Origin of the sequence: Methanosarcina barkeri MS (assembly GCF_000970025.1) — an archaeon.
GTDB lineage: Archaea > Halobacteriota > Methanosarcinia > Methanosarcinales > Methanosarcinaceae > Methanosarcina > Methanosarcina barkeri.
Genome location: NZ_CP009528.1, coordinates 1256787 through 1276549, shown reverse-complemented (window position 1 = coordinate 1276549; position 19763 = coordinate 1256787). Strand labels below are relative to the sequence as shown.

At 40.1% G+C, this 19763-nt stretch carries 14 protein-coding genes and 1 pseudogene; 12 read left to right on the top strand and 3 right to left on the bottom strand.

The window, feature by feature from the left end; translation table 11 throughout:
* The first annotated feature begins 8 nt into the window (after positions 1-8).
* The 10 genes and pseudogenes from MSBRM_RS05225 to MSBRM_RS05180 all read left to right on the top strand — a co-directional run bounded on the left by MSBRM_RS05225 (position 9) and on the right by MSBRM_RS05180 (position 13686).
* Entirely contained in the window at positions 9-1415 is a 1407-nt protein-coding gene (locus tag MSBRM_RS05225; RefSeq protein WP_048119244.1) for an MATE family efflux transporter, read from the top strand.
* Between the two features lie 224 nt (positions 1416-1639).
* Positions 1640-2599, top strand: coding sequence for an ABC transporter ATP-binding protein (locus MSBRM_RS05220; protein ID WP_048154936.1), 960 nt, complete (start codon positions 1640-1642; stop codon positions 2597-2599).
* Positions 2600-2608: 9 nt separating this feature from the next.
* The gene (locus tag MSBRM_RS05215; protein ID WP_048119248.1) at positions 2609-3946 is read left to right on the top strand and encodes a COG1361 S-layer family protein; all 1338 of its coding nucleotides are present in this window, start codon (positions 2609-2611) and stop codon (positions 3944-3946) included.
* Positions 3947-4280: 334 nt separating this feature from the next.
* Positions 4281-5510, top strand: coding sequence for an ABC transporter permease (locus MSBRM_RS05210; RefSeq protein ID WP_048123095.1), 1230 nt, complete (start codon positions 4281-4283; stop codon positions 5508-5510).
* Positions 5511-6691: 1181 nt separating this feature from the next.
* A pseudogene (locus MSBRM_RS05200) lies at positions 6692-7582 on the top strand (ABC transporter ATP-binding protein); the annotation flags it as partial.
* A 297-nt stretch (positions 7583-7879) separates the two neighbouring features.
* Positions 7880-9268: a COG1361 S-layer family protein gene (locus MSBRM_RS05195; RefSeq protein ID WP_048119254.1), complete on the top strand. Its 1389-nt coding sequence runs from the start codon at positions 7880-7882 to the stop codon at positions 9266-9268.
* A gap of 34 nt (positions 9269-9302) precedes the next feature.
* Positions 9303-10538, top strand: coding sequence for an ABC transporter permease (locus tag MSBRM_RS05190; protein ID WP_048123099.1), 1236 nt, complete (start codon positions 9303-9305; stop codon positions 10536-10538).
* Between the two features lie 261 nt (positions 10539-10799).
* Positions 10800-10925: a hypothetical protein gene (locus tag MSBRM_RS21650; RefSeq protein ID WP_255361928.1), complete on the top strand. Its 126-nt coding sequence runs from the start codon at positions 10800-10802 to the stop codon at positions 10923-10925.
* Between the two features lie 838 nt (positions 10926-11763).
* Positions 11764-12258 (top strand): MarR family winged helix-turn-helix transcriptional regulator, encoded by a 495-nt coding sequence (locus MSBRM_RS05185; RefSeq protein WP_048119256.1) that lies wholly within the window; start codon positions 11764-11766, stop codon positions 12256-12258.
* Positions 12259-12279: 21 nt separating this feature from the next.
* Positions 12280-13686, top strand: coding sequence for an MATE family efflux transporter (locus MSBRM_RS05180; RefSeq protein ID WP_048119258.1), 1407 nt, complete (start codon positions 12280-12282; stop codon positions 13684-13686).
* A gap of 318 nt (positions 13687-14004) precedes the next feature.
* Here MSBRM_RS05180 and MSBRM_RS05175 read toward each other — a convergent pair whose 3' ends face one another.
* Positions 14005-15678 (bottom strand): vWA domain-containing protein, encoded by a 1674-nt coding sequence (locus tag MSBRM_RS05175; protein WP_048119261.1) that lies wholly within the window; start codon positions 15676-15678, stop codon positions 14005-14007.
* A gap of 127 nt (positions 15679-15805) precedes the next feature.
* A complete protein-coding gene (locus MSBRM_RS05170) occupies positions 15806-17344 on the bottom strand; it encodes an AAA family ATPase (protein WP_230629248.1) in 1539 nt (512 codons plus the stop codon).
* A 471-nt stretch (positions 17345-17815) separates the two neighbouring features.
* Between MSBRM_RS05170 and MSBRM_RS05165 the strand changes: the two genes are divergently transcribed.
* Together MSBRM_RS05165 and MSBRM_RS05160 are read left to right on the top strand one after the other, a co-directional pair.
* Positions 17816-18271: a MarR family winged helix-turn-helix transcriptional regulator gene (locus tag MSBRM_RS05165; protein WP_048119265.1), complete on the top strand. Its 456-nt coding sequence runs from the start codon at positions 17816-17818 to the stop codon at positions 18269-18271.
* A gap of 37 nt (positions 18272-18308) precedes the next feature.
* Positions 18309-18668 carry a TrmB family transcriptional regulator gene (locus tag MSBRM_RS05160; RefSeq protein ID WP_048123103.1) on the top strand — a complete coding sequence of 120 codons (360 nt, stop codon included), beginning with the start codon at positions 18309-18311 and terminating at the stop codon, positions 18666-18668.
* A gap of 392 nt (positions 18669-19060) precedes the next feature.
* Here the strand turns inward: MSBRM_RS05160 and MSBRM_RS05155 are convergent, their stop codons facing one another.
* Entirely contained in the window at positions 19061-19534 is a 474-nt protein-coding gene (locus tag MSBRM_RS05155) for a response regulator (protein ID WP_048119268.1), read from the bottom strand.
* Between the last annotated feature and the right edge of the window lie 229 nt (positions 19535-19763).

Below are 19763 nucleotides of genomic sequence, written 5' to 3'. Positions count from 1 at the left end.
AAAAAAATATGGATGAAAAAAGTGAGTTCCTCGGCAAAGATAACATAAAGAAGCTCTTGTTTAAGCTCTCAGCCCCTATTGTCATCGGAATGCTGGTTCAGGCTATTTATAACGTAGTGGACACCTTTTTCGTGGGAATGGCCTATGGAACAGATGACGTCCAGGCCATAGGCGGACTTTCGATAGCATTTCCAATCCAGATGATGGTGGTAGCTTTTGGAATTGTGCTCGGAACAGGAGGTTCTTCCATAATTTCGCGTGCTCTTGGAGCTCGAGAAAATGAAAAAGCCGAAAAAGTACTTGGAAATGTTTTTTCCCTGAGTTTAATATTAAGTGTGCTTATAGCCATTCCTTGCCTTTATTATCTTGATCCGATTTTGAAGATTTTCGGAGCAACTGCTGGTGTCATGCCCTATGCCAGAGAATATCTTAAATATATAATATTAGGAGGAACTGTCTTTGTCTTTGGAGTGGCTACTCAGAATATTGTTCGCTCCGAAGGAAACGCCCGCCTTGCAATGAATGCTATGCTTGTAGGAGGCGGTCTCAATATCTTCCTTGACCCGCTTTTTATGCTTGGTTTTGGAATGGGTGTAAAAGGGGCTGCAATTGCAACCGTAATATCACAAACAATAGCTTCGATCTGGCTCCTGCTTTACTACCTCAAAGGAAAAGGAGCTGTTCATTTCAGACCCAAAACCTTGAAACCCGATATGAAAATTGTTAAGGAAATCTGGGCTATTGGTATTGGGTCTTTTGTAATGCAGTGCTCAAACAGTGTCATGATGATTTTCGTGTTCAATGCACTCGCAACTTATGGAGGAGATAGCGCAATTGCCGTTTTTGGTGTAATAATAAAAGTTAACTCCTTCATTTTCATGTCCCTTTTGGGTATGGGCTTTGGCCTGCAACCTATTGTCGGGTTTAACTATGGAGCAAAAAAATATGAAAGAATAGTCGAAGCTGTAAAATTATCGCTTGCAGCGACAACGACTATTGGAATACTGGGCCTGCTGAGCATATTACTCTTAAAAGAACAAATTCTCGGATTATTCAGTGCAGACCCGCAATATCTGGAGATTGGAAAAAAAGCTATAACTATCATGCTTCTGGGTATGCCTCTGGTAGGCATGAATGTGATCACATCAATCCTGTTCCAGGCTTTGGGAAAAGCAAAACCTGCGTTCCTTCTTTCAATTAGCCGGCAGCTCCTCTTCCTGATCCCTCTTGTTACCATTCTTCCCCGGTATTATCAACTGAATGGAGTCTGGGCAGCTTATCCGATCTCAGATTTTCTGGCATTTCTGCTTTCCGGGTTCCTGCTTTTCAGGATCTATAAAATCTTCAAAGAACAGAAAAAGTCTTCAAAAACTGCTGCTGGATCAGAAATTGCAGATAAAATGTCTAATATCTAACAGTTTACAAAAGAGTTTTTGTGTCAGATCAAGAAAATCTTTAGGTCTGTCACAAGAAAAGTTTTCAGATCTGTCACAAAAAAGTCGTTAGGTCTGTCACAAAAAGGGTTTTCATCTCATCATAAAATCGTTTAAGGAATAACTTATATTATAAACAAAAAAATTCAACTCAGGTTCTTTAAAAAAGTTCAGCTCAGATATAACTAACTTTTTAGAGGGTGGGTATGACACTTACTGAAATAATAGATTATTTCAAATCAAAATTGAATCTCTCAAAATTTATGGATTCCCTCGAAAGAAAGACGGATTTCTATGACGAATCCGAGAATGGTTCCGAGGAGAATGGCTCAGTTGGGAATTTAGAATCCATTCCATACTTTAATTCCGGAAACAGTGATGCTAAAAGTTCCAATGCGGGAAGGATATCTCAAAATAAAGATGAGCCTCTTATCAAGCTGACCAATGTCTGGAAAATTTATCAGATGGGGGAGGTTGAGTTTGCAGCCCTTAAAGGAATAAACCTGGAAATTTACGAAGGGGAATTTCTGATCATTCTCGGGCCCAGCGGAAGTGGAAAGAGTACGATGATGAACCTGCTGGGCTGCCTGGATATACCATCAAAAGGCACGGTTTGCCTGAATTCTAAGGATATTTCAGAATTAAATGAATCAGAACTCGCCATTATCCGAGGAAAAATGATTGGCTTCATATTCCAGAGCTTTAACCTTCTTCCAACCCTGAATACGGAAGAAAACGTGCTTTTACCGATGGAATTTCAGGAAGAAGATAGACAACTGGCCAGAAAAAAAGCCTCATATCTGCTTGACATTGTCGGGCTCTCAAACAAGAGACAAAACCTTCCGTCCCAGCTTTCAGGCGGACAAAGGCAGAGAGTTGCAATAGCCCGTTCCCTAGCTGTAAACCCGCCCATAATCCTGGCAGATGAACCTACAGGAAACCTGGATACCAAGACTGGATATTATATTCTGGATTTTCTGGATGAGTTGCACACAAGAGAAGGGAAGACGATCATTATTGTTACCCACGACGTTGAACTTGTGAGATATGCAACAAGAGTCGTGTACATCCGAGATGGTGAGATTGAAAAAATCGAAACACGCACAAAAAACGAATCAGGTGTGGAAAATGAACAAGGTACGAAAAATGAAGCAAATCTGAATTGAGGCGTTAAAATGAAAAAATTCTCTTTGCTAAAAATAATACTGTTGTTTTCAGTATTCATATGCCTTGGAGCTGGAACAGCACTTGCCTCTAATGGTGATATAAAATCTGCATATTTGGAGGTAAACCTGACTAATCAGAACCCTGATGCTGCCCGTCCTGGAGAACCTGTTGAACTCACCGTCAGCGTGCAAAATGTAGGAAACGCTAACCTGAAAGACATCGCTGTCACAGTTAGCCCTGAATATCCTTTCAGTAAGATTTCCGGAGAAGAACTAACGAAAAAGGTATCTTACCTGAATGCAAGGCAGGATGATGACGATGCAGCAGTCCTTAAATTCAAGCTTATGACAGATGCCAATGCTTCAGAAGGCACATATGATATCGATATAACCACCACTGCTAAAGAAAGTGGGTCTTTGTCAAATACGATTGCCACTACAAAAACCATCCATCTCGAGGTAAGGGGTAAGGAATACGCTCAGATTGTTACCATAAATAAGGCAAGTATTGACATTGCAAAGGAAGAGCCTCTGGAATTCATAATAACAAATACCGGAAATTCACCCCTGAAAAATATGGTAGTTTCCTGGAAAGACCCAAAAGGGGTAATTTTGCCAGTATATTCGGATAACACGAAGTACATCAAGTATCTGGCTGCAGGCGACTCCGTAACCGTTGCTTACTCGGTAATGGCAGATGTAAATGCAGACCCTGGACTCTATACTCTGGACGTAAACCTCAGCTTTGAAGACTATAATTCAAATGAAAAAAGTATACGAACTACAGCAGGGCTTTTCGTTGGAGGAGAAACCGATTTTGATGTTTCCTTTTCGGAAAGTGACCAGGGAGAAACTTCTCTTTCAGTTGCAAATGTAGGAAACAACATGGCATATTCCGTGAAAGTTTCGATCCCTGATCAGGATGGGTATAAGGTTTCAGGAAGTTCCTCAACAATTGTTGGAAACCTTGAGAAAGGAGATTATACAATCGCGTCTTTCAATATTGCAAGCACACAGCAGGATGCTAAGAATGCGGAATCCTCATCAGAGAATATAAAATCCAGTGATAAAGGAGAAAACGTAACTTTCGATTCTATGGATTCCAATCCTCTAAAAGTCCAGATTGAGTATACGGATGCAAAAGGAGAAAGAATAACGGTTGATAAGGAAGTAAAGCTCGAAATGAACTCCGGAAACATGACTGTACAGGGATCAGGAGGACCGGGCAACAAGAGTAGTGGATTTGGGTCATATTTATCCTATATTGTGATAATAGCTCTTGTAGGAGGAGCATTCGTATACAGAAAGAAAATCCAGGAAAAACTGATGGGAAGAAAAAAGAAGTAATCCGGAAAAAACCTGAAAAACAGAAGGTATGAAAAACAGAAGGTATGAATAAGGCAGCATCACAGAAGTAGCATCACTAACAAACAGAGGATATGGGATGAGAAAGACAAGCCTTTTGAAAAAACTGCTTGCCTGCAACCCTTTTATAAAAAAGGCTTGACCGAAAATTCAGGCACTCAAACAACAAGGTGGTCGGCGTGATCACAACCCTTTTGAAAAAAATTTTGACCGAAAACCCCGAGAAACGTTTGAGTTTGAAAATTTTATCTCCAAACCCTATCGGCGTGATCAACCGGCGCAACGGTTGAGCAAAAAAATAACGGAAGGATACAGGATGAGAAACTCAACCTACCTGAAGATGGGTCTAAATATGCTTGTGCACAGTAAACTGCGAAGCTGGCTTACCATTATCGGGATAGTTATAGGAGTGGGATCTGTAGTTGGCATCATCTCTCTGGGAGATGCCATGCAAGCAAATGTGCAGAGTAAACTATCTGATCTAGATCTGACAACGATAACGATCAGCCCCGGGTATACCAAGGCATCATCCAATATGCATGGCCCTGGTATGGGGGGTGGCACATCAACAGATGCAGAATTAACTATAGATGATATTAACGCGCTTCGAGGACTGGATAGTATACAATATATTGAAGGAGAAATTTCAGGCAGAGAAGGAGTTAAATATGCAGGGCAAAACGCAACCCTTTCAATCACAGGTGTTGATCCTCAAGTCTGGAAATACATGACTACCCTGAAAACGCAATCAGGAAGATTACTCGAACCAGCTGATAAGAATGTTGCAGTCATAGGAAGCGATGTTGCCAGTGAAATTTATGATCAGAATATCGGAGTTAACCAGGTAATAACCATAAACGGCAAAGCAGTTCGCGTTGTAGGAATCCTAGAAGAAGAGGGCATGGGAGGTGACTCAAGAATCTACATGCCAATCGATGGAGCAGTAGATCTTATTACAGATGCGAAAAAAGATGTTTATGATAGCATATCTGTAAAAGCCAGGAGTGAAGATCAGGTAGATGAATTGACGACAGAAATCGAAAAAAAGCTGATGGTCTCAAGACACATTAATAAGGAAGATGACAGGGATTTTTCCGTAACAGCGTCAAAATCGTTGGCTGATTCGGTTACTGAAATGATGAGTTCGATGACTCTTTTCCTTGGCGCCATTGCAGCTGTTTCCCTGCTTGTAGGAGCCGTAGGCATTGCCAATACTATGTTTACCTCTGTCCTGGAAAAGACAAAGGAAATCGGAACTATGAAAGCTATTGGGGCAAAAAACAGGGACATTCTTATGATTTTCCTTTTCAATTCCGCAATGGTAGGCCTTGTTGGTGGTATCCTTGGAGTAATTCTGGGGTCTTTTGTTTCATCCGGGCTCCAGATGATGATGGGAGGCAATATGACTGGAGGGGGTAGTGGAGTAAGCTTTTCGTTGATGCTTGAAGGCCTTACTCTTGCAGTTTTGATAGGTGTAATCTCTGGAGTAGTACCAGCGTACAGGGCCTCGAAATTAAAACCTGTGGACGCACTCAGATATGAATAAAACGGAAAAGATATGAATAAATAGAAAAGTAGGAAATAAATAGAAAAAGAAGGAATAAACAGAAAAGAAAGGGTTAATTCCCCGTTCTTATTTCCTGCTTCACTGGAATCAGTGGATTTCTGCTAACAAAGAAAAAAGGTTATGGTATGAGTTATTGAAAGCCATAACTGGTAGAAACTCTTTTATATTTATATTAAAAAAGGCAACAGTGCTCGTTTTTTGAATAGATCCATGACTCGTGTATACGATCTCGTTATCCAGTAATTGAGACTTGACGCGACACTGGAATGCATCTAAAATTCTAATTGCAGGGCATTTTTCTTTGTTTTTTGAGCAGCCATTCGGAATATTTGTCAGGGTCAAAAGAAAAAGCTCTTATGTTAGGCCTGAGGCTCCCTTTGAAAATAATTTTGCCACGAATAATACTTTATAGAGGTTTCATTTGCCTTTTATAGAATATTTAAAGATTAAATTAATCGAATAACACCTAGAAAAGCTTCATTGATAAATTAATTCTCTATATTTCCCTGTTTTTAGCTAAGTATGCTTATATTATTAAACGCCAATGAGGGGATCGGCTGCCTCCAATCCTGTTGAGCAGCTGGAAAATAAAATACCCAATAAGGTAGGTGTTTTGCCCATCTCAAGCACCTATCTCAGACAGGTTTTCAACCCCATATCAGATGCTCAATTTGGTTAACTACAGTGGAAAAGGAAAAACTGAAAAGGAACACCCTGAGAACATGACCTCGCCACTAGGAACATCAAGCCTATCGCTTGAAAATCAGGTGTTATCCATTGTAATAAAGAAAGGAGGCAACCAGCAAAAAATCTACACTCCAGAAAATGAGGCACTATGCATTTCACTAGTGCCTCAAAAACGAATCAAACCACAGGGTCTAGTTAGGTCATATAAATGGTCTGATTAGACCGATTATACCCACACAACAGGATAGCCTGTGGCAGATAGCTCATAAAAATTGTACGCTTATGATATTTATATATCAACCTGACAATATCTGACAATATAATTTTGCAGTCTTGATAATTTACCGAAGAATCTTCTGACTGCATCATAAAATAAATCACGGAAAAGATGGAAGCCATGCATCAAAAGAATAAAAACTCAAGCTACCTTGAAAAGGTTGAGCTCAGATATGACTAACTTTTAGAGGTTTTGTATGACACTCACTGGAATAATAGATTCTCTTAAAACGGTATTGAATCCCTCAAAGATTATAAACTCGCTTGAAGAAGCAGCGAGCTTCACTGGTCCATCCGAGAGTGATTCAGAGGAGGATCTTAAAATCAACCCGTACTTAAATTCCGGAAACGGTGCTACTAATAGTTCCAACGCGGTAAGGATATCTCAAAATAAAAATGAACCTCTTATCAAACTGACCAATGTCTGGAAAATCTATCAAATGGGGGAAGTTGAGTTTGCAGCTCTCAAAGGAATAAACCTGGAAATTTACGAAGGGGAATTTCTGATCATTCTCGGGCCCAGCGGAAGCGGAAAGAGTACGATGATGAACCTGCTGGGCTGCCTGGATATACCTTCAAAAGGCACGGTTTGCCTGAATTCTAAAGACATCTCAGAACTTGACGAATCCGAACTTGCCATTATCCGAGGACAGATGATTGGTTTCATATTCCAGAGCTTTAACCTCCTCTCCACACTCAGTACAGAAGAAAACGTGCTTTTACCTATGGAATTTCAGGAAGATGATCGAAAAATAGCCCGACAAAAAGCCTCATATCTGCTTGACATTGTCGGGCTCTCAAACAAGAAACAGAACCTTCCGTCCCAGCTTTCAGGCGGACAAAGGCAGAGAGTTGCAATAGCCCGTTCCCTAGCTGTAAACCCGCCCATAATCCTGGCAGATGAGCCTACAGGAAACCTGGATACCAAGACTGGATATTATATTCTGGATTTTCTGGATGGGCTGCATGCAAGAGAAGGTAAGACGATAATTATTGTTACCCATGACGTTGAACTTGTAAGATATGCAACAAGAGTCGTGTACATCCGTGACGGTGAGATTGAAAAAATCGAGACACGTCCGAAAAACAAACCAGGTACGAAAAACGAACCAAGTATAGAAAATGAACAAAGTATAGAAAATGAACAAAGTATAGAAAATGAACAAAGTATAGAAAATGAACAAAGTATAGAAAATGAACAAAGTATAGAAAATGAACAAAGTATAGAAAATGAACAAAGTATAGAAAATGAACAAAGTATAGAAAATGAACAAAGTATAGAAAATGAACAAAGTATAGAAAATGAACAAAGTATAGAAAATGAGCCAAGTACGAAAAACGAACCAAGTACGAAAAATGAACCCGATCTGGAGTGAGGAATTAAAATGAAAAAAATCTCTTTGTTAACATTTTTACTACTGCTTTCAACGTTCCTATGCCTGGGGGCAGGCACAGCACTGGGAGCATCAAACGGCAATATAAACTCTGCCGCTGTGCAGGTAAATGTAACTAATCAAAACCCTGACACTGCCCGGCCTGGGGAACCTGTTGAACTTACCCTCAGCGTGCAGAACATAGGAAACGATGACCTCAAGGATATAAAGGTTACACTCAATCCGGAATACCCTTTCAGTAAAATTTCCGGAGAAGACCTTGAAAAGAGTATCTCTTATCTAAATGCACGACAAGACGAGGATGATGCTGGAGTTCTTAAATTCAAACTCATGACCGATTCCAATGCATCTGAAGGCACGTATGATCTTGACATAGTCACTACTTATAAGAGCGGATCCTCGTCAAACACGATTACCACTAAACAAACAATTCAATTAGAGGTTCAGGGTAAAGAATATGCTCAGGTTGTGACCGTAAGTAAGGCTGATATCGACATAGCTAAAGAAGAGCCTCTTGAGTTTATTGTTACAAATACAGGGACTTCTCCCTTGAAAAACCTGGTTTTCTCCTGGACTGATCCTAAAGGCGTGGTTTTGCCTGTATACTCTGATAACACAAAACACATCAAGAATCTGGAAGCAGGTCAATCAGTAACCGTCTCTTACTCGGTAATGGCCGATGTGAATGCCGATCCTGGGCTTTATACCTTGAATGTGAATCTTTCGTATGAAGATGCTAACTCTAACTCTAAAAATATCCAGACCACAGCAGGACTTTTTGTAGGAGGAACAACGGATTTCGATGTTTCATTCTCGGAAAGTAGCGCTGGAGAGACTTCCCTTTCAGTTGCAAATGTGGGTAATAACATAGCGTATGCTGTGAAAGTATCTATTCCAGATCAAGATGGATACAAAGTTTCAGGAAGTTCGTCAACAATTGTAGGAAATCTGGAGAAAGGAGATTACACAATTGCTTCATTTGATGTTTCGAATTCACAGGGTGGTGCAGGAGGAAATACAACCGAAAATAGCCCAGAAACACCTCCAGATTCTTCACAAGATAGTGCTAACGGCGCAAGCTCAAACTCTATGAGTTCCTCCAATCCACTGAAGGTCCAGATTGAGTATACGGATGCAAAAGGGGAAAGGGAAACTGTTACTAAAGAAGTAAATATCGAAACTACATCCTCAGGAAATATGACTTCAGCAGGTCCGGGAGGCCCAGGTCGCAGCTCTGGAATTAGTTCGTACCTGCCATACATCGGACTGCTCATCATTGCAGGTGGAGCATTCGTTTATCGCAGGAAGATACACGAAAAGATACAGGCAATGAAAGCAAAAAAAGCCGGGTACAAAAAGCCTGAAGACCAGAAGGTCTGAAAAACAGTATCATTAGCAAATGGAAGGATGCAAGATGAGACAATCAACCTACCTGAAGATGGGTCTGAACATGCTTGTACACAGTAAGCTCCGAAGCTGGCTGACCATTATCGGGATAGTTATAGGGATCGGATCTGTTGTCGGCATCCTCTCCCTCGGGGACGCCATGCAAGAGCAGGTTCAGAGCAAGCTTTCCGAGATGGATCTGACAAAAATTACAATAAGTCCGGGTTATACCAAAGCATCCTCGAATATGCCTGGGCCCGGAGGAATGGGAGGTACGACAACAGATGTTGAATTAACTGATACGGATATTGCGGCACTTCAAGGGTTGAATAATATATCATATATAGAAGGAGAGATTAGCGGCAGTGTGCCAGTGATATATGCAGCGCAAAATGCAACCCTTTCAATCACAGGTGTAGACCCACAGGTCTGGCAATATATGACCACTTTAACGACACAGTCCGGAAGATTACTCGAGCCATCTGACAAGTATGTCGCAGTCATCGGAAGTGGCGTTGCAAGTGGAATTTATGATCAGGACATCGGAGTTAACCAGGTAATAACTATAAATGGTAAAGCAGTGCGTGTTGTTGGGATTCTGTCAGAAGAAGGTGAAGGTGACAGAAGTATTTACATGCCTATCGATGGAGCAGTAACCCTGATCGATGATGCAGAAAATGGTGTTTATGATTCCATTTCTATAAAAGCTAAGAACGAAGATGCAGTAGACAGCCTGACAGAAGATATTGTGGATAAGCTCATGATCTCAAGGCACATTGTCAGTGATGATGATAGAGACTTTTCGGTTTCAGCTTCTAAATCTATGGCAGAGTCTGTAACTGAAATGACGAGTTCAATGACGCTTTTCCTTAGTGCCATTGCAGCTGTGTCACTGCTTGTGGGAGCTGTCGGGATTGCCAATACCATGTTTACCTCTGTCCTGGAAAAGACAAAGGAAATAGGGACTATGAAAGCCATTGGGGCAAAAAATAGGGATATCCTCATGATTTTCCTCTTTAATTCCGCAATGGTGGGTCTTGTTGGTGGTATCCTTGGAGATATGTTAGGAGCTTTTATTTCAACTCTCTTCCCTATGCTGGGCCTGCAGATGATGGGAGGAGGAGGGAGCTCAAGCATGTACTTTGCTCCAGATCTTATGGCTCTGGGGCTTGGCCTGGCAATTTTAATAGGAGTTATCTCAGGAGTGGTCCCTGCTTACAGGGCTTCAAAGTTAAAACCAGTAGATGCACTGAGATATGAATAAACGGCAAAAAGGAAAATAGAAACGAAAGGAAAATAGAAACGAAAGGAAAATAGAAACGAAAGGAAAATAGAAACGAAAGGAAAATAGAAACGGGGGTCAATTTCCTTTCTTAGTTTCCTATTTTTTGGTATTGAGATATTGTGAAAACTAATTTTACTTCCTTGACCTTGTTTGAAAACTGGCTTATTTTAAAAATGGATAACGGAGAGAAAGCAGTTGAGTAAAAGGACCCAAATTTTGCTGTTATTGGGAGTTATATTAGTGATCATAGGTACACTCCTGAAAATTGCCATAAACCCGTTTTTTTGGGGTACCTGGATTGTAACTGCATTATTCGTGATTTTGCTTTTCAGAATCGATCCTCTAAATCCAGGAGGTAAAGATTGAATGATAATAAAGGTTGAATTAATATTTGTAATAATTCCGGAAGATTGCTTTAACCGGCTGATAAATTTGTAAATTGATAGATATAATTTGGTTTCTTAAGTAACTGTAATATGTTTTTGTAATCCATGAAATTTAGATTAATTTCTATATTATATAAATATGCACAAATGTAATATTTTATTGATTTTATTCATTGTTTTTTATGAGACAATATCACTTAAACCACCATCATTTAAGGCTAAAGATGTTGTTTTTAATGTTTTACTCATATGATTTACAACTAGTATCAGTCACTGCAAACCCTTCAAAAATACTAACTTTATTGTTTATTCTTGTTTAGATAGTTTATCTGGAAAGTAATTATTTATCATGTTAATTTCGTCTCATGCGAAACTATTATATACTCATAAACCTATTAAGCCCTTGATAGTGTCATATGGAACGATTTAATGCATATATTTGATATCAGTACTAAAAACATTCAGACTCATAAAAAGTGAAGTACAGGCTATATAAGACCGAAAAATCAAAGTTGCGCTGGAGCAACCTGCTACAAGCAACGGGGTATGTTCGCACCACCACTCCAAATTCCATTAAAGGAAATAATAACCTTAAACAATTTAGTTTGAGCAGAAGTTAATAACCGAAAATGGAACTGATAAATCACATTATCATCGACGGTTACTGGGGAAGTTTTCCACCCCCGCAGCAAGCTAGCGGGGTATTCGACTGAAATAAACTCTTCCAGGCAATAAATCTGTTTTATATGCAACTATTATTTCAATACTTTCAATTTCAATATGAATCACTCAGTTCCTAAAATGTGAAGGATAAATTTATGGAAAATTCTGTAAAAGTAAACTTAAAGGAAATAGACCCTAGAGAAATATTAGGTCCAATTGCCCACATATATCGGAGCAATGTGGCATACATGGCAAAGGAACTCGATGCTTACAGGGTAGGAAGCGGACAGTTTGAGTTTTTAATGTTTTTGTACTGCAAAGATGGAGTATCACAGGAGACTATTGCAAGAACCCTGAAAGTCAGCAAAGCAACAAGTGCAAGAGCAATCCAGAATCTGGAAAAAGAAGGTTATGTTCATAGGGAAAGAGACGAAAGTGACCTTCGAGCTTACAAGGTTTACCTGACTGGAAAAGGAAAGGAAATGAGAGATATAATATTTAAAAAGCAGACTGCTTTCATATCTATTCTCTTTTCGGATTTTACCTTTGAAGAAAAAGAAATTTTCAGGTTACTCATTCATAAAGCTGTGATTAAACTTTTTGAGCCTGGATTCGAGCCTCCATCTGACAGACCTAATGACATGAAGTAAAAAAACGGTAGAGATGAAAATATGGATGAAAAAAGTGAGTTTCTTGGCAAAGATAACATAAAGAAGCTCTTGTTTAAGCTCTCAGTCCCGATTGTCGTCGGAATGCTGGTTCAGGCTATTTATAACGTAGTGGACACCTTTTTTGTGGGAATGGCCTATGGAGCAGATGACGTCCAGGCCATAGGCGGGCTCTCAATAGCTTTTCCAATTCAGATGATAATCATGGCTTTTGGGATTATGCTCGGGACAGGTGGTTCTTCCATAATCTCGCGTGCTCTTGGAGCCCGAGAAAATAAAAAAGCCGAAAAAGTACTTGGAAATGTTTTTTCCCTGAGTTTGATTTTAAGCGTACTTATAGCCGTTCTCTGCCTTTATTATCTTGATCCGCTTTTGAAGGTTTTTGGAGCAACTGCTGGTGTTATGCCCTATGCTAGAGAATATCTTAAATATATAATACTGGGAGGAACTGTCTTTGTCTTTGGGACGGCTGTTCAGAATATTGTCCGATCTGAAGGAAACGCCCGTCTTGCAATGAATGCTATGGTTTTAGGAGGCGGCCTCAATATTTTCCTTGACCCAGTTTTCATGTTTGGTTTCGGGATGGGTGTTGAAGGCGCTGCAATTGCAACCGTAATATCACAGACGATATCTTCGATCTGGCTCCTGCTATACTATATTAGAGGAAAAGGGGCTGTACGCTTTAGGTCCAAAACCTTGAAACCAGACATGAAAATCATTAAGGAAATTGGGGCTATTGGTACTGGATCTTTTGTAATGGAATGCGCGAACAGTGTCATGATGATTTTCGTGTACAATGCACTTGCAACTTATGGAGGAGACGTTGCTATTGCTGTTTTTGGTGTGGTAATGAAGATTAATTCTATCATTTTCATGACCCTCCTGGGTATGGCCTTTGGCCTGCAGCCAATTGTCGGGTTCAACTATGGAGCAAAAAAATATGAAAGGATAACCGAAGCTGTGAAATTATCGCTCACAGCGACAACGGTCACTGGGCTTCTTGGACTGGTTAGTATTTACTTCTTAAAAGAACAACTTCTTGGGTTATTCAGCACAGATCCGGAATATATGGAGCTTGGGAAAAACGCTATAGTGATTATGTTGCTCGGAACGCCTTTGATAGGTATGAATGTAATTACTTCAACCCTATATCAGGCCCTGGGAAAAGCAAAACCCGCTTTCCTTCTATCCATTAGCCGACAGCTCCTATTTCTGATCCCTGCTGTTGTTCTCCTTCCCCGTTTATACCAGCTGAATGGAGTCTGGGCGGCTTTTCCGGTGTCGGACTTTATGGCATTTATGCTGTCCGGGTTTCTGCTTTTCAGGGGATACAGAATCTTAAAAGAAAGTAAATATTCTTCAAAAAAAGGTGCGGGGTCAGAAACTGCAGATAAAATATCACCTATCTGATATTTCATACCTGATGGTTATATCTGATGGTTAATATCTGACATGTCATAATAGGTATTCAGATTATGATAAGCAGCTTTTAAGTGAATAGGTTTGGAAATTAAATCGAAAAGAAAGAGAGAGCCATCAACCCTCTCTTAATGAACCTTTTCTTAGTAATCCTTTCTTAGTAACCTTTTCTTAGTAACCTTTTCTTAGTAACCTTTTCTTAGTAATCCTTTCTTAGTAACCTTTTCTTAGTAACCTTTTCTTAGCAACCTTTTCTTAGTAATCCTTTCTCAGTAACCCTTTCTTAGTAATCCTTTCTTAATTCCCTGCTTATTGGAATCTGTGGCTTTCATGTTTCTCTCCTGTAAATTTGATTAATCTCACAAATCCACTTCTGCCCTCAGAATCCATTTCCATTTCTACAAAATAAATATAATCCGAGATTTCAGACAAACCTCCTGCTCCGCTGCTGCCTACTATCAGTGAATAGACCTTTGCGTTATACTTCTTTTTTGCTTCCTCCCAGCGGGCCAGTACCAGTTCGTCAGAAACTTCTGATTTGCCATCGGTTATAAAGAGCAGGTCTGCACCCTGAAAATCCTTTTCTTTCAGAGACTTAAGGCCTGAGGCAAGGGCGGTATTGAAGTCAGTCCCTCCGCCGAAGGTATAGAGAAGGAAATTAAGGAATTTTTCGGACATTTTTTTCCTGCTGCTAAGTTCGATTTCCAGGTGCTGGTTTGTCGAGGCAAAAAGGATAACTTTCATGTCCCTCTGCTGGGAAAGCATCAGTTTTGCCATAGCCAGCACCGCAGATTTAGCTAAAGTTTGGGGAGCTCCGTGCATTGACCCGGAAGTGTCCACAAGCACTATCATCGGGCCTCTGGGTTTTATGCGTGGAGGGCCTGTGTAATGCTTTCCAAGGAGCTGGTAGCTCAGGAGCTTTCCTTCAAGCATGTCTGCATAGAACTTCTTTTTCAGAGAAGGATTCAGGAGTTTTGCGGCTTCCATGGGCAACAGGTTATTAATGGAGTCGGAAAAACGCACAGTCTGTATCCGGTTTTTCCCGAAAGGTGAAAGGCATATATGGTCTGAGGGCGGGTCAAATTCCCGCCTGCCTATGAAATCTATAATTTTTTTCAGGTCAGGACTTTTTTCAAAAAAGGTCGAATAGTTTTTAAGCATTTTAAGCTGCACATAGAAAGGCTCTTTTTTAAGCTCTTTTACGGAATAACTCCAGTTGCGCCGGGGAAAAAGCAGAGCAAGCGTATCGAAAAGCTCCAGGTTTTCTTCCATTTCCGAAACGAATTCGTTCATTCTCCTGTATAGCCCCTCCATAACTCTTTCCAGAAACTCCTGGTACCCTCCTTTCTGCATGAATGACAGAACAACGTCGACAAGGGCAGATTCTCCGGAATTTTTCATTTCATGGTCTTTCCTCCCTGAAAATTCCGCAGGTCCCGAATTCCCCCACATAAGGAGAGTTTCTTTCAGGATTTCTTCAAATTGCCTCAGGACCTCATCCATTCCGGCATCAAGCTCCTTAAGACACTCTGTACCTGAAACACTGGTTGATTCTGAAAAGTGTCCCAGGATCTCATAAATCAAAGGCAGAAGAATTTTCAAGCCTGCAATTCCGGCTCCCCGGCTTTTTTTTGCAATTTTTCGGAGTTTAGGCCAGGGTTTTGAGTTTCTCAGGGTAAGAAGAATTGGATAAAAAGCTCCGAAAGTCTCAATAAACCTTTTAGGATCCTTAATCTCATAAGGCTGGCCAAAGAGGATCTCAAGAGTTATGATTTCGGCTATTTTTTCTCGTATTGGACGGGGAATAGTTCGAGGAAAGGCTATTGTGTTCCTGAGATCCCGTTTCAGCACGGTCGCAGTCTGATTCTGGAGTATAAGCAAATCCTGCAAGCCCTTATTTCCTGAGGCTTTATTTTCTGAAAAGGAGTAAGTTCCATATGAGGCTGCACCTGGATTATTTGGAAAATCCCCAGAGCTTTCCATATCAAAACCTCATTTAGATTATTTGATTTTAACATTTCTTTGTTTAAAGATACCTGGTTTAAAGATACCTGATTTGAAGCTACCTAGTTTAAAGATACCTGATTTGAAGCTATCTGATCCGAGCTCTTTATCTGAGTTTGAATCGAGAACCAATTCCCTTCATAAAACTGTTGACACTGTTGCCCGAATCGGATACGGAAATTTTTTCAATTTCTCTTTTTCCCGCTTCTTTTGCAGGCTGAAGTGCAGGCTTTGGTTCAGGTTTTGCTTGCCTGCTCTGAACTCCAAGCATTAACCGACTTTTCGATATAAGGTCGTTGAGCTCTGATAGTTCGGTACTTCGGGTATCGTGAAGAAGGAGAGCCTCGTTTCTGTCAAGCGTTGAGAGCCAGATATTTGCATTCATCAGGTTTTTGAGAAGTTCTCTTTCGGCTTCAAACCTGTATTTTACGCGTTCCATGCGATCGACCAGGGCTTCTAATTCGGTTTCAAAAATTTCTTTTTGAGCCTGTGACAGTGTGCTCACTTTTCCAGCGACTTCCTGGAGCGAATCAATTTTTTTCACAAGGTTGCTATAGGGATAGATCCTTGAAGATCCTTCAGCTTTAAGGGTATAGCTGTGATTAGGGTGGGAAATATGGTGGGTTTCGATTTCCTGCCTTAGCAGGAATTCTTCTCCGCAACTGTCGCAGATAATATTTACAGGAAGTTCATTTTTCAGAGCAATACTTACCGCAGCCTGGAGGTCTTCGGCTTCCTGGCACAGTTTTTCCGTGCTGATTCCGCCTGAAATTGCGAACTCAAAAACGGTTTTTCTTATGGTTTCTCGCTCTTCAGGCAAGTTCCAGAGCATGTGCTGAAGCAGGAGTACCATTGTCCTGTCCACGGTAGGGCATCCGCTGCTGCAGGCTGCAACCTTCAAGACCTGAATAACTTTTTTCCAACGCCGGTCCGAGATTTCAATTTCCTGAAGTTGAAGGCTTTTTCGGAGCTCAGTTATAATGACCTCAACATCAGGATCAACAGGCATGTCCTTTGCACGTGCTCGGAGTTCGTATATTGCGGAAACCCTGAGAGTTGCAGCAGGTTCGAATTCTTCAGGGCTCCTGAAAAGGAGGTCCCGGAAATTCTCATCGTCCTGAATGTAGGAGAGCCTGTACCTGAATAAAAAGCGGTCATAAAGAGCTTCAAGACTCTCATTTTCATCAGGAAGCTCATTGGATGCCCCGAAAACCGAAAGCAGAGGTACATCTACAAGCTCTCTGCCGTTATGGTATTTGTGCTCATTGAGGATCGTCAGGAGGCTGTTCAGAATCGCACTGCTCGCTTTGAAAATCTCGTCCAGCAAAGCGATATGCGCAGTTGGGAGGCAGCCATCGATTTTCCGGTGGAACTCGTCTTTTTCCAGGGCTTTTAAGGAAAGTGGGCCAAATAGCTCTTCAGGAGTGGAAAAACTTGTCAGGAGATAATTAAAGAAATTTCCTCCTTCGATTGACTGGCAGATATTTTTCGCAAGCTGAGTTTTTGCCGTTCCGGGAGGCCCCAGAAAAAGGAGGTTTTCTCCGGACAGCACGGCAAGGAGTGAGCCATTGATCTCGGCTTCTCGCTCTTTAAAATAAGCCATAAATACGGATTTGATCTCAAGAAGCTTTTCTTTCAGGAACAAACCTCCAGGTAAAGAGTATAGTGGAACAGATCAGGATAAAATCAATTTGCAGCCAGGTTTTAAGTCTTTAGTCTGATTCTATTTTAAACCTTTCAATTCTATCTGACCTTCTGAAAAATTAGTTTCTGGACATATAACTTTTTATTTTATATTTTAAAGAGTTACTGAATCCTTTTCTTCTAATTGACCTTTCGTTAACTAGTTTTTTGAGTTCAAAGGAACAGAGAATTAGATTTTTTTGCAAAACAAAGGCAACCAGTTTTTATACTTTACAATTTTTTTGTTTATGAGTGAACCGTGAAGCTTAAATAGGTTTAGAGTATTGTTGATTTATCAACTATTGATTTTTCAATTATTTAATTTTGTATAATTGAAAAATCAATATTATTATAATTCATTATATTCGGAAATTACTCCCTGAGAATATGCTTATGATTGCAAAATCAGGTGTAAAGAGGAACAGTGAATAAAATGGATGAAGTAACTCTGAAGAAAATAATTCTTCTGATGATGGAAAGAGACGCTCTTGACAATTTTATTTTTGAACAGACTTTTCAGAAGAAAATCATTAGCAAATTCAAAAATCTAAGCAAAAATCAACCCGTAGTAATCAAGATCATAGGTATGGAAGGTGAGATCATGCCCTCAACCATTGGGAGGTACACAGGTATGGATAAAAGCAGCCTCACTCGAATGGTTGATGATCTGGAGAGAAAAGGATTGGTATTTCGGAAAACTGACCCGGAAGACCGAAGGAAAGTGCTTGTTTCGCTGACGGAGAAAGGATTAGAGTGTTATAACTATTCTAATCAGATTCTCGATGAGTTGCTTAAGCTTGTAGATGAGAAGGATATAGAGGACTATGTCCAGAGTCTTGAGACAATGGTGAGGATTTTAAGAAAGGCAGTCAGCCAACAAATTCGATAAATTTAATCAGAAAATGGGTGAAAAGGAGGAGGAGGAAGTGACTCGTAAAATTATAGAAAATCTTCAAAAACTGGGGTTTACCAGAAACGAAGCTAAAATCTACGCAGTACTTGTCTGCCTTAAACAAGCGCGAGCCAGTGAAATTGCAGAAAGTTCCGGAGTCCCCAGATCTAAAGTTTATGGAACTCTCAGAGGAATGGAGAAGAAGGGATATGTCCGGATAATTGAAGGTGAACCAACACTTTTTTGCTGTGTAGAGCCTGAAGAGCTTATTTTCAGGATAAGGACGGATTTTATGCTTTCTCTAAGCGAGACTGCAAATGAACTTAACGCTTTGAGCCCTACAACTAAAGGATTTTCTGTAGGAAGTTTTCGCAAATTAAAAGTACGAGTCTAAGAAATAGAAGCCAGAAAAAGAGTGAGATTTTTAAAAAGCTATTGAGTAAGATTTTTAAAAGCTATTGAGTAAGATTTTTAAAAGTTATTAAGTAAGATTTTTAAAAGTTATTGAGTAAGATTTTTAAAAAGCTATTTAATGTAACCTCAGGTATTATTTAATTAACCTGCTTTTTAATTCTTATAATTTTACTTTGTTCTGGGCTTGTAACAAGACTTTTTATAATGTTTTTGTGCTCTGATTGTATACGTCTTATCCTGAAATATCCTGAAATAATTTAGTTTTGAAACTTTTTTCATTTTGTTATTCTTCCACAACCCAAACAATATTATTACTGTTTTAAACTTTGCCTCAGTTGGTAATCCACCTGACCTATTGCACAGCCTGAATGTTTACTTTGAACCTTCGGGGCCGGGTAAGTAACCTGAAGCAGACCTGGTTTTTTCTGAATCGCTTTGAAGCTTTTGCGAGTCTTCTTTCACATCCTTCTTCTCCAAACCGCACCGCGAAAGAACGATATCAATACTCTTTTCCAAGTCCTTTTCATCAAAAGGTTTCACAATACATCCAGACCCAGTATCCCAGATCTGTTCAAGAAGCTTACGATCCGAACAGGTAGTAAGGTAAACAACTGGAATACCGAACCTGGCAATTATCTCCTTTGATGCTTCTATACCATTCAGGTTACCTTTTAACATAATATCCATAAGCACAAGATCAGGTCGGGTCCTTTCGGCTTTGCTAATGGCTTCCTCTCCAGATGAAGCTACACCCGTAACAGCATGTCCCAGATTCTTCAGCATTATCCGTATTCCCATTGCAACGATATGCTCGTCCTCAACAACCAGAATTCTTCCTTCTACCATGTTACTGTTACACCCTTATTCAGCTTCAGAGAGCTGGATTTGAAACAGGTTTCCTACCTATTTCAGGCTTAAATCCTCCAATCTGTCAATGAAATTATCGGCCGGAACAGAAGCACTCGAACACATTCGATCTCTAAGTTATGAAAGCAATTCAAGAATTTCAATAACTGTTTGATTTAAATAACTGTTTGATTGCAATACTATGATTTCAATAACTATGATTTCATAA

Excerpts from the sequence above, each read along its gene's own strand:
- MSBRM_RS05225 (WP_048119244.1), top strand. The coding sequence starts at position 9 with ATGGATGAAAAAAGTGAGTTCCTCGGCAAAGATAACATAAAGAAGCTC.
- MSBRM_RS05220 (WP_048154936.1), top strand. The coding sequence starts at position 1,640 with ATGACACTTACTGAAATAATAGATTATTTCAAATCAAAATTGAATCTC.
- MSBRM_RS05215 (WP_048119248.1), top strand. The coding sequence starts at position 2,609 with ATGAAAAAATTCTCTTTGCTAAAAATAATACTGTTGTTTTCAGTATTC.
- MSBRM_RS05210 (WP_048123095.1), top strand. The coding sequence starts at position 4,281 with ATGAGAAACTCAACCTACCTGAAGATGGGTCTAAATATGCTTGTGCAC.
- MSBRM_RS05195 (WP_048119254.1), top strand. The coding sequence starts at position 7,880 with ATGAAAAAAATCTCTTTGTTAACATTTTTACTACTGCTTTCAACGTTC.
- MSBRM_RS05190 (WP_048123099.1), top strand. The coding sequence starts at position 9,303 with ATGAGACAATCAACCTACCTGAAGATGGGTCTGAACATGCTTGTACAC.
- MSBRM_RS05185 (WP_048119256.1), top strand. The coding sequence starts at position 11,764 with ATGGAAAATTCTGTAAAAGTAAACTTAAAGGAAATAGACCCTAGAGAA.
- MSBRM_RS05180 (WP_048119258.1), top strand. The coding sequence starts at position 12,280 with ATGGATGAAAAAAGTGAGTTTCTTGGCAAAGATAACATAAAGAAGCTC.
- MSBRM_RS05175 (WP_048119261.1), bottom strand. The coding sequence starts at position 15,678 with ATGGAAAGCTCTGGGGATTTTCCAAATAATCCAGGTGCAGCCTCATAT.
- MSBRM_RS05165 (WP_048119265.1), top strand. The coding sequence starts at position 17,816 with ATGGATGAAGTAACTCTGAAGAAAATAATTCTTCTGATGATGGAAAGA.
- MSBRM_RS05155 (WP_048119268.1), bottom strand. The coding sequence starts at position 19,534 with ATGGTAGAAGGAAGAATTCTGGTTGTTGAGGACGAGCATATCGTTGCA.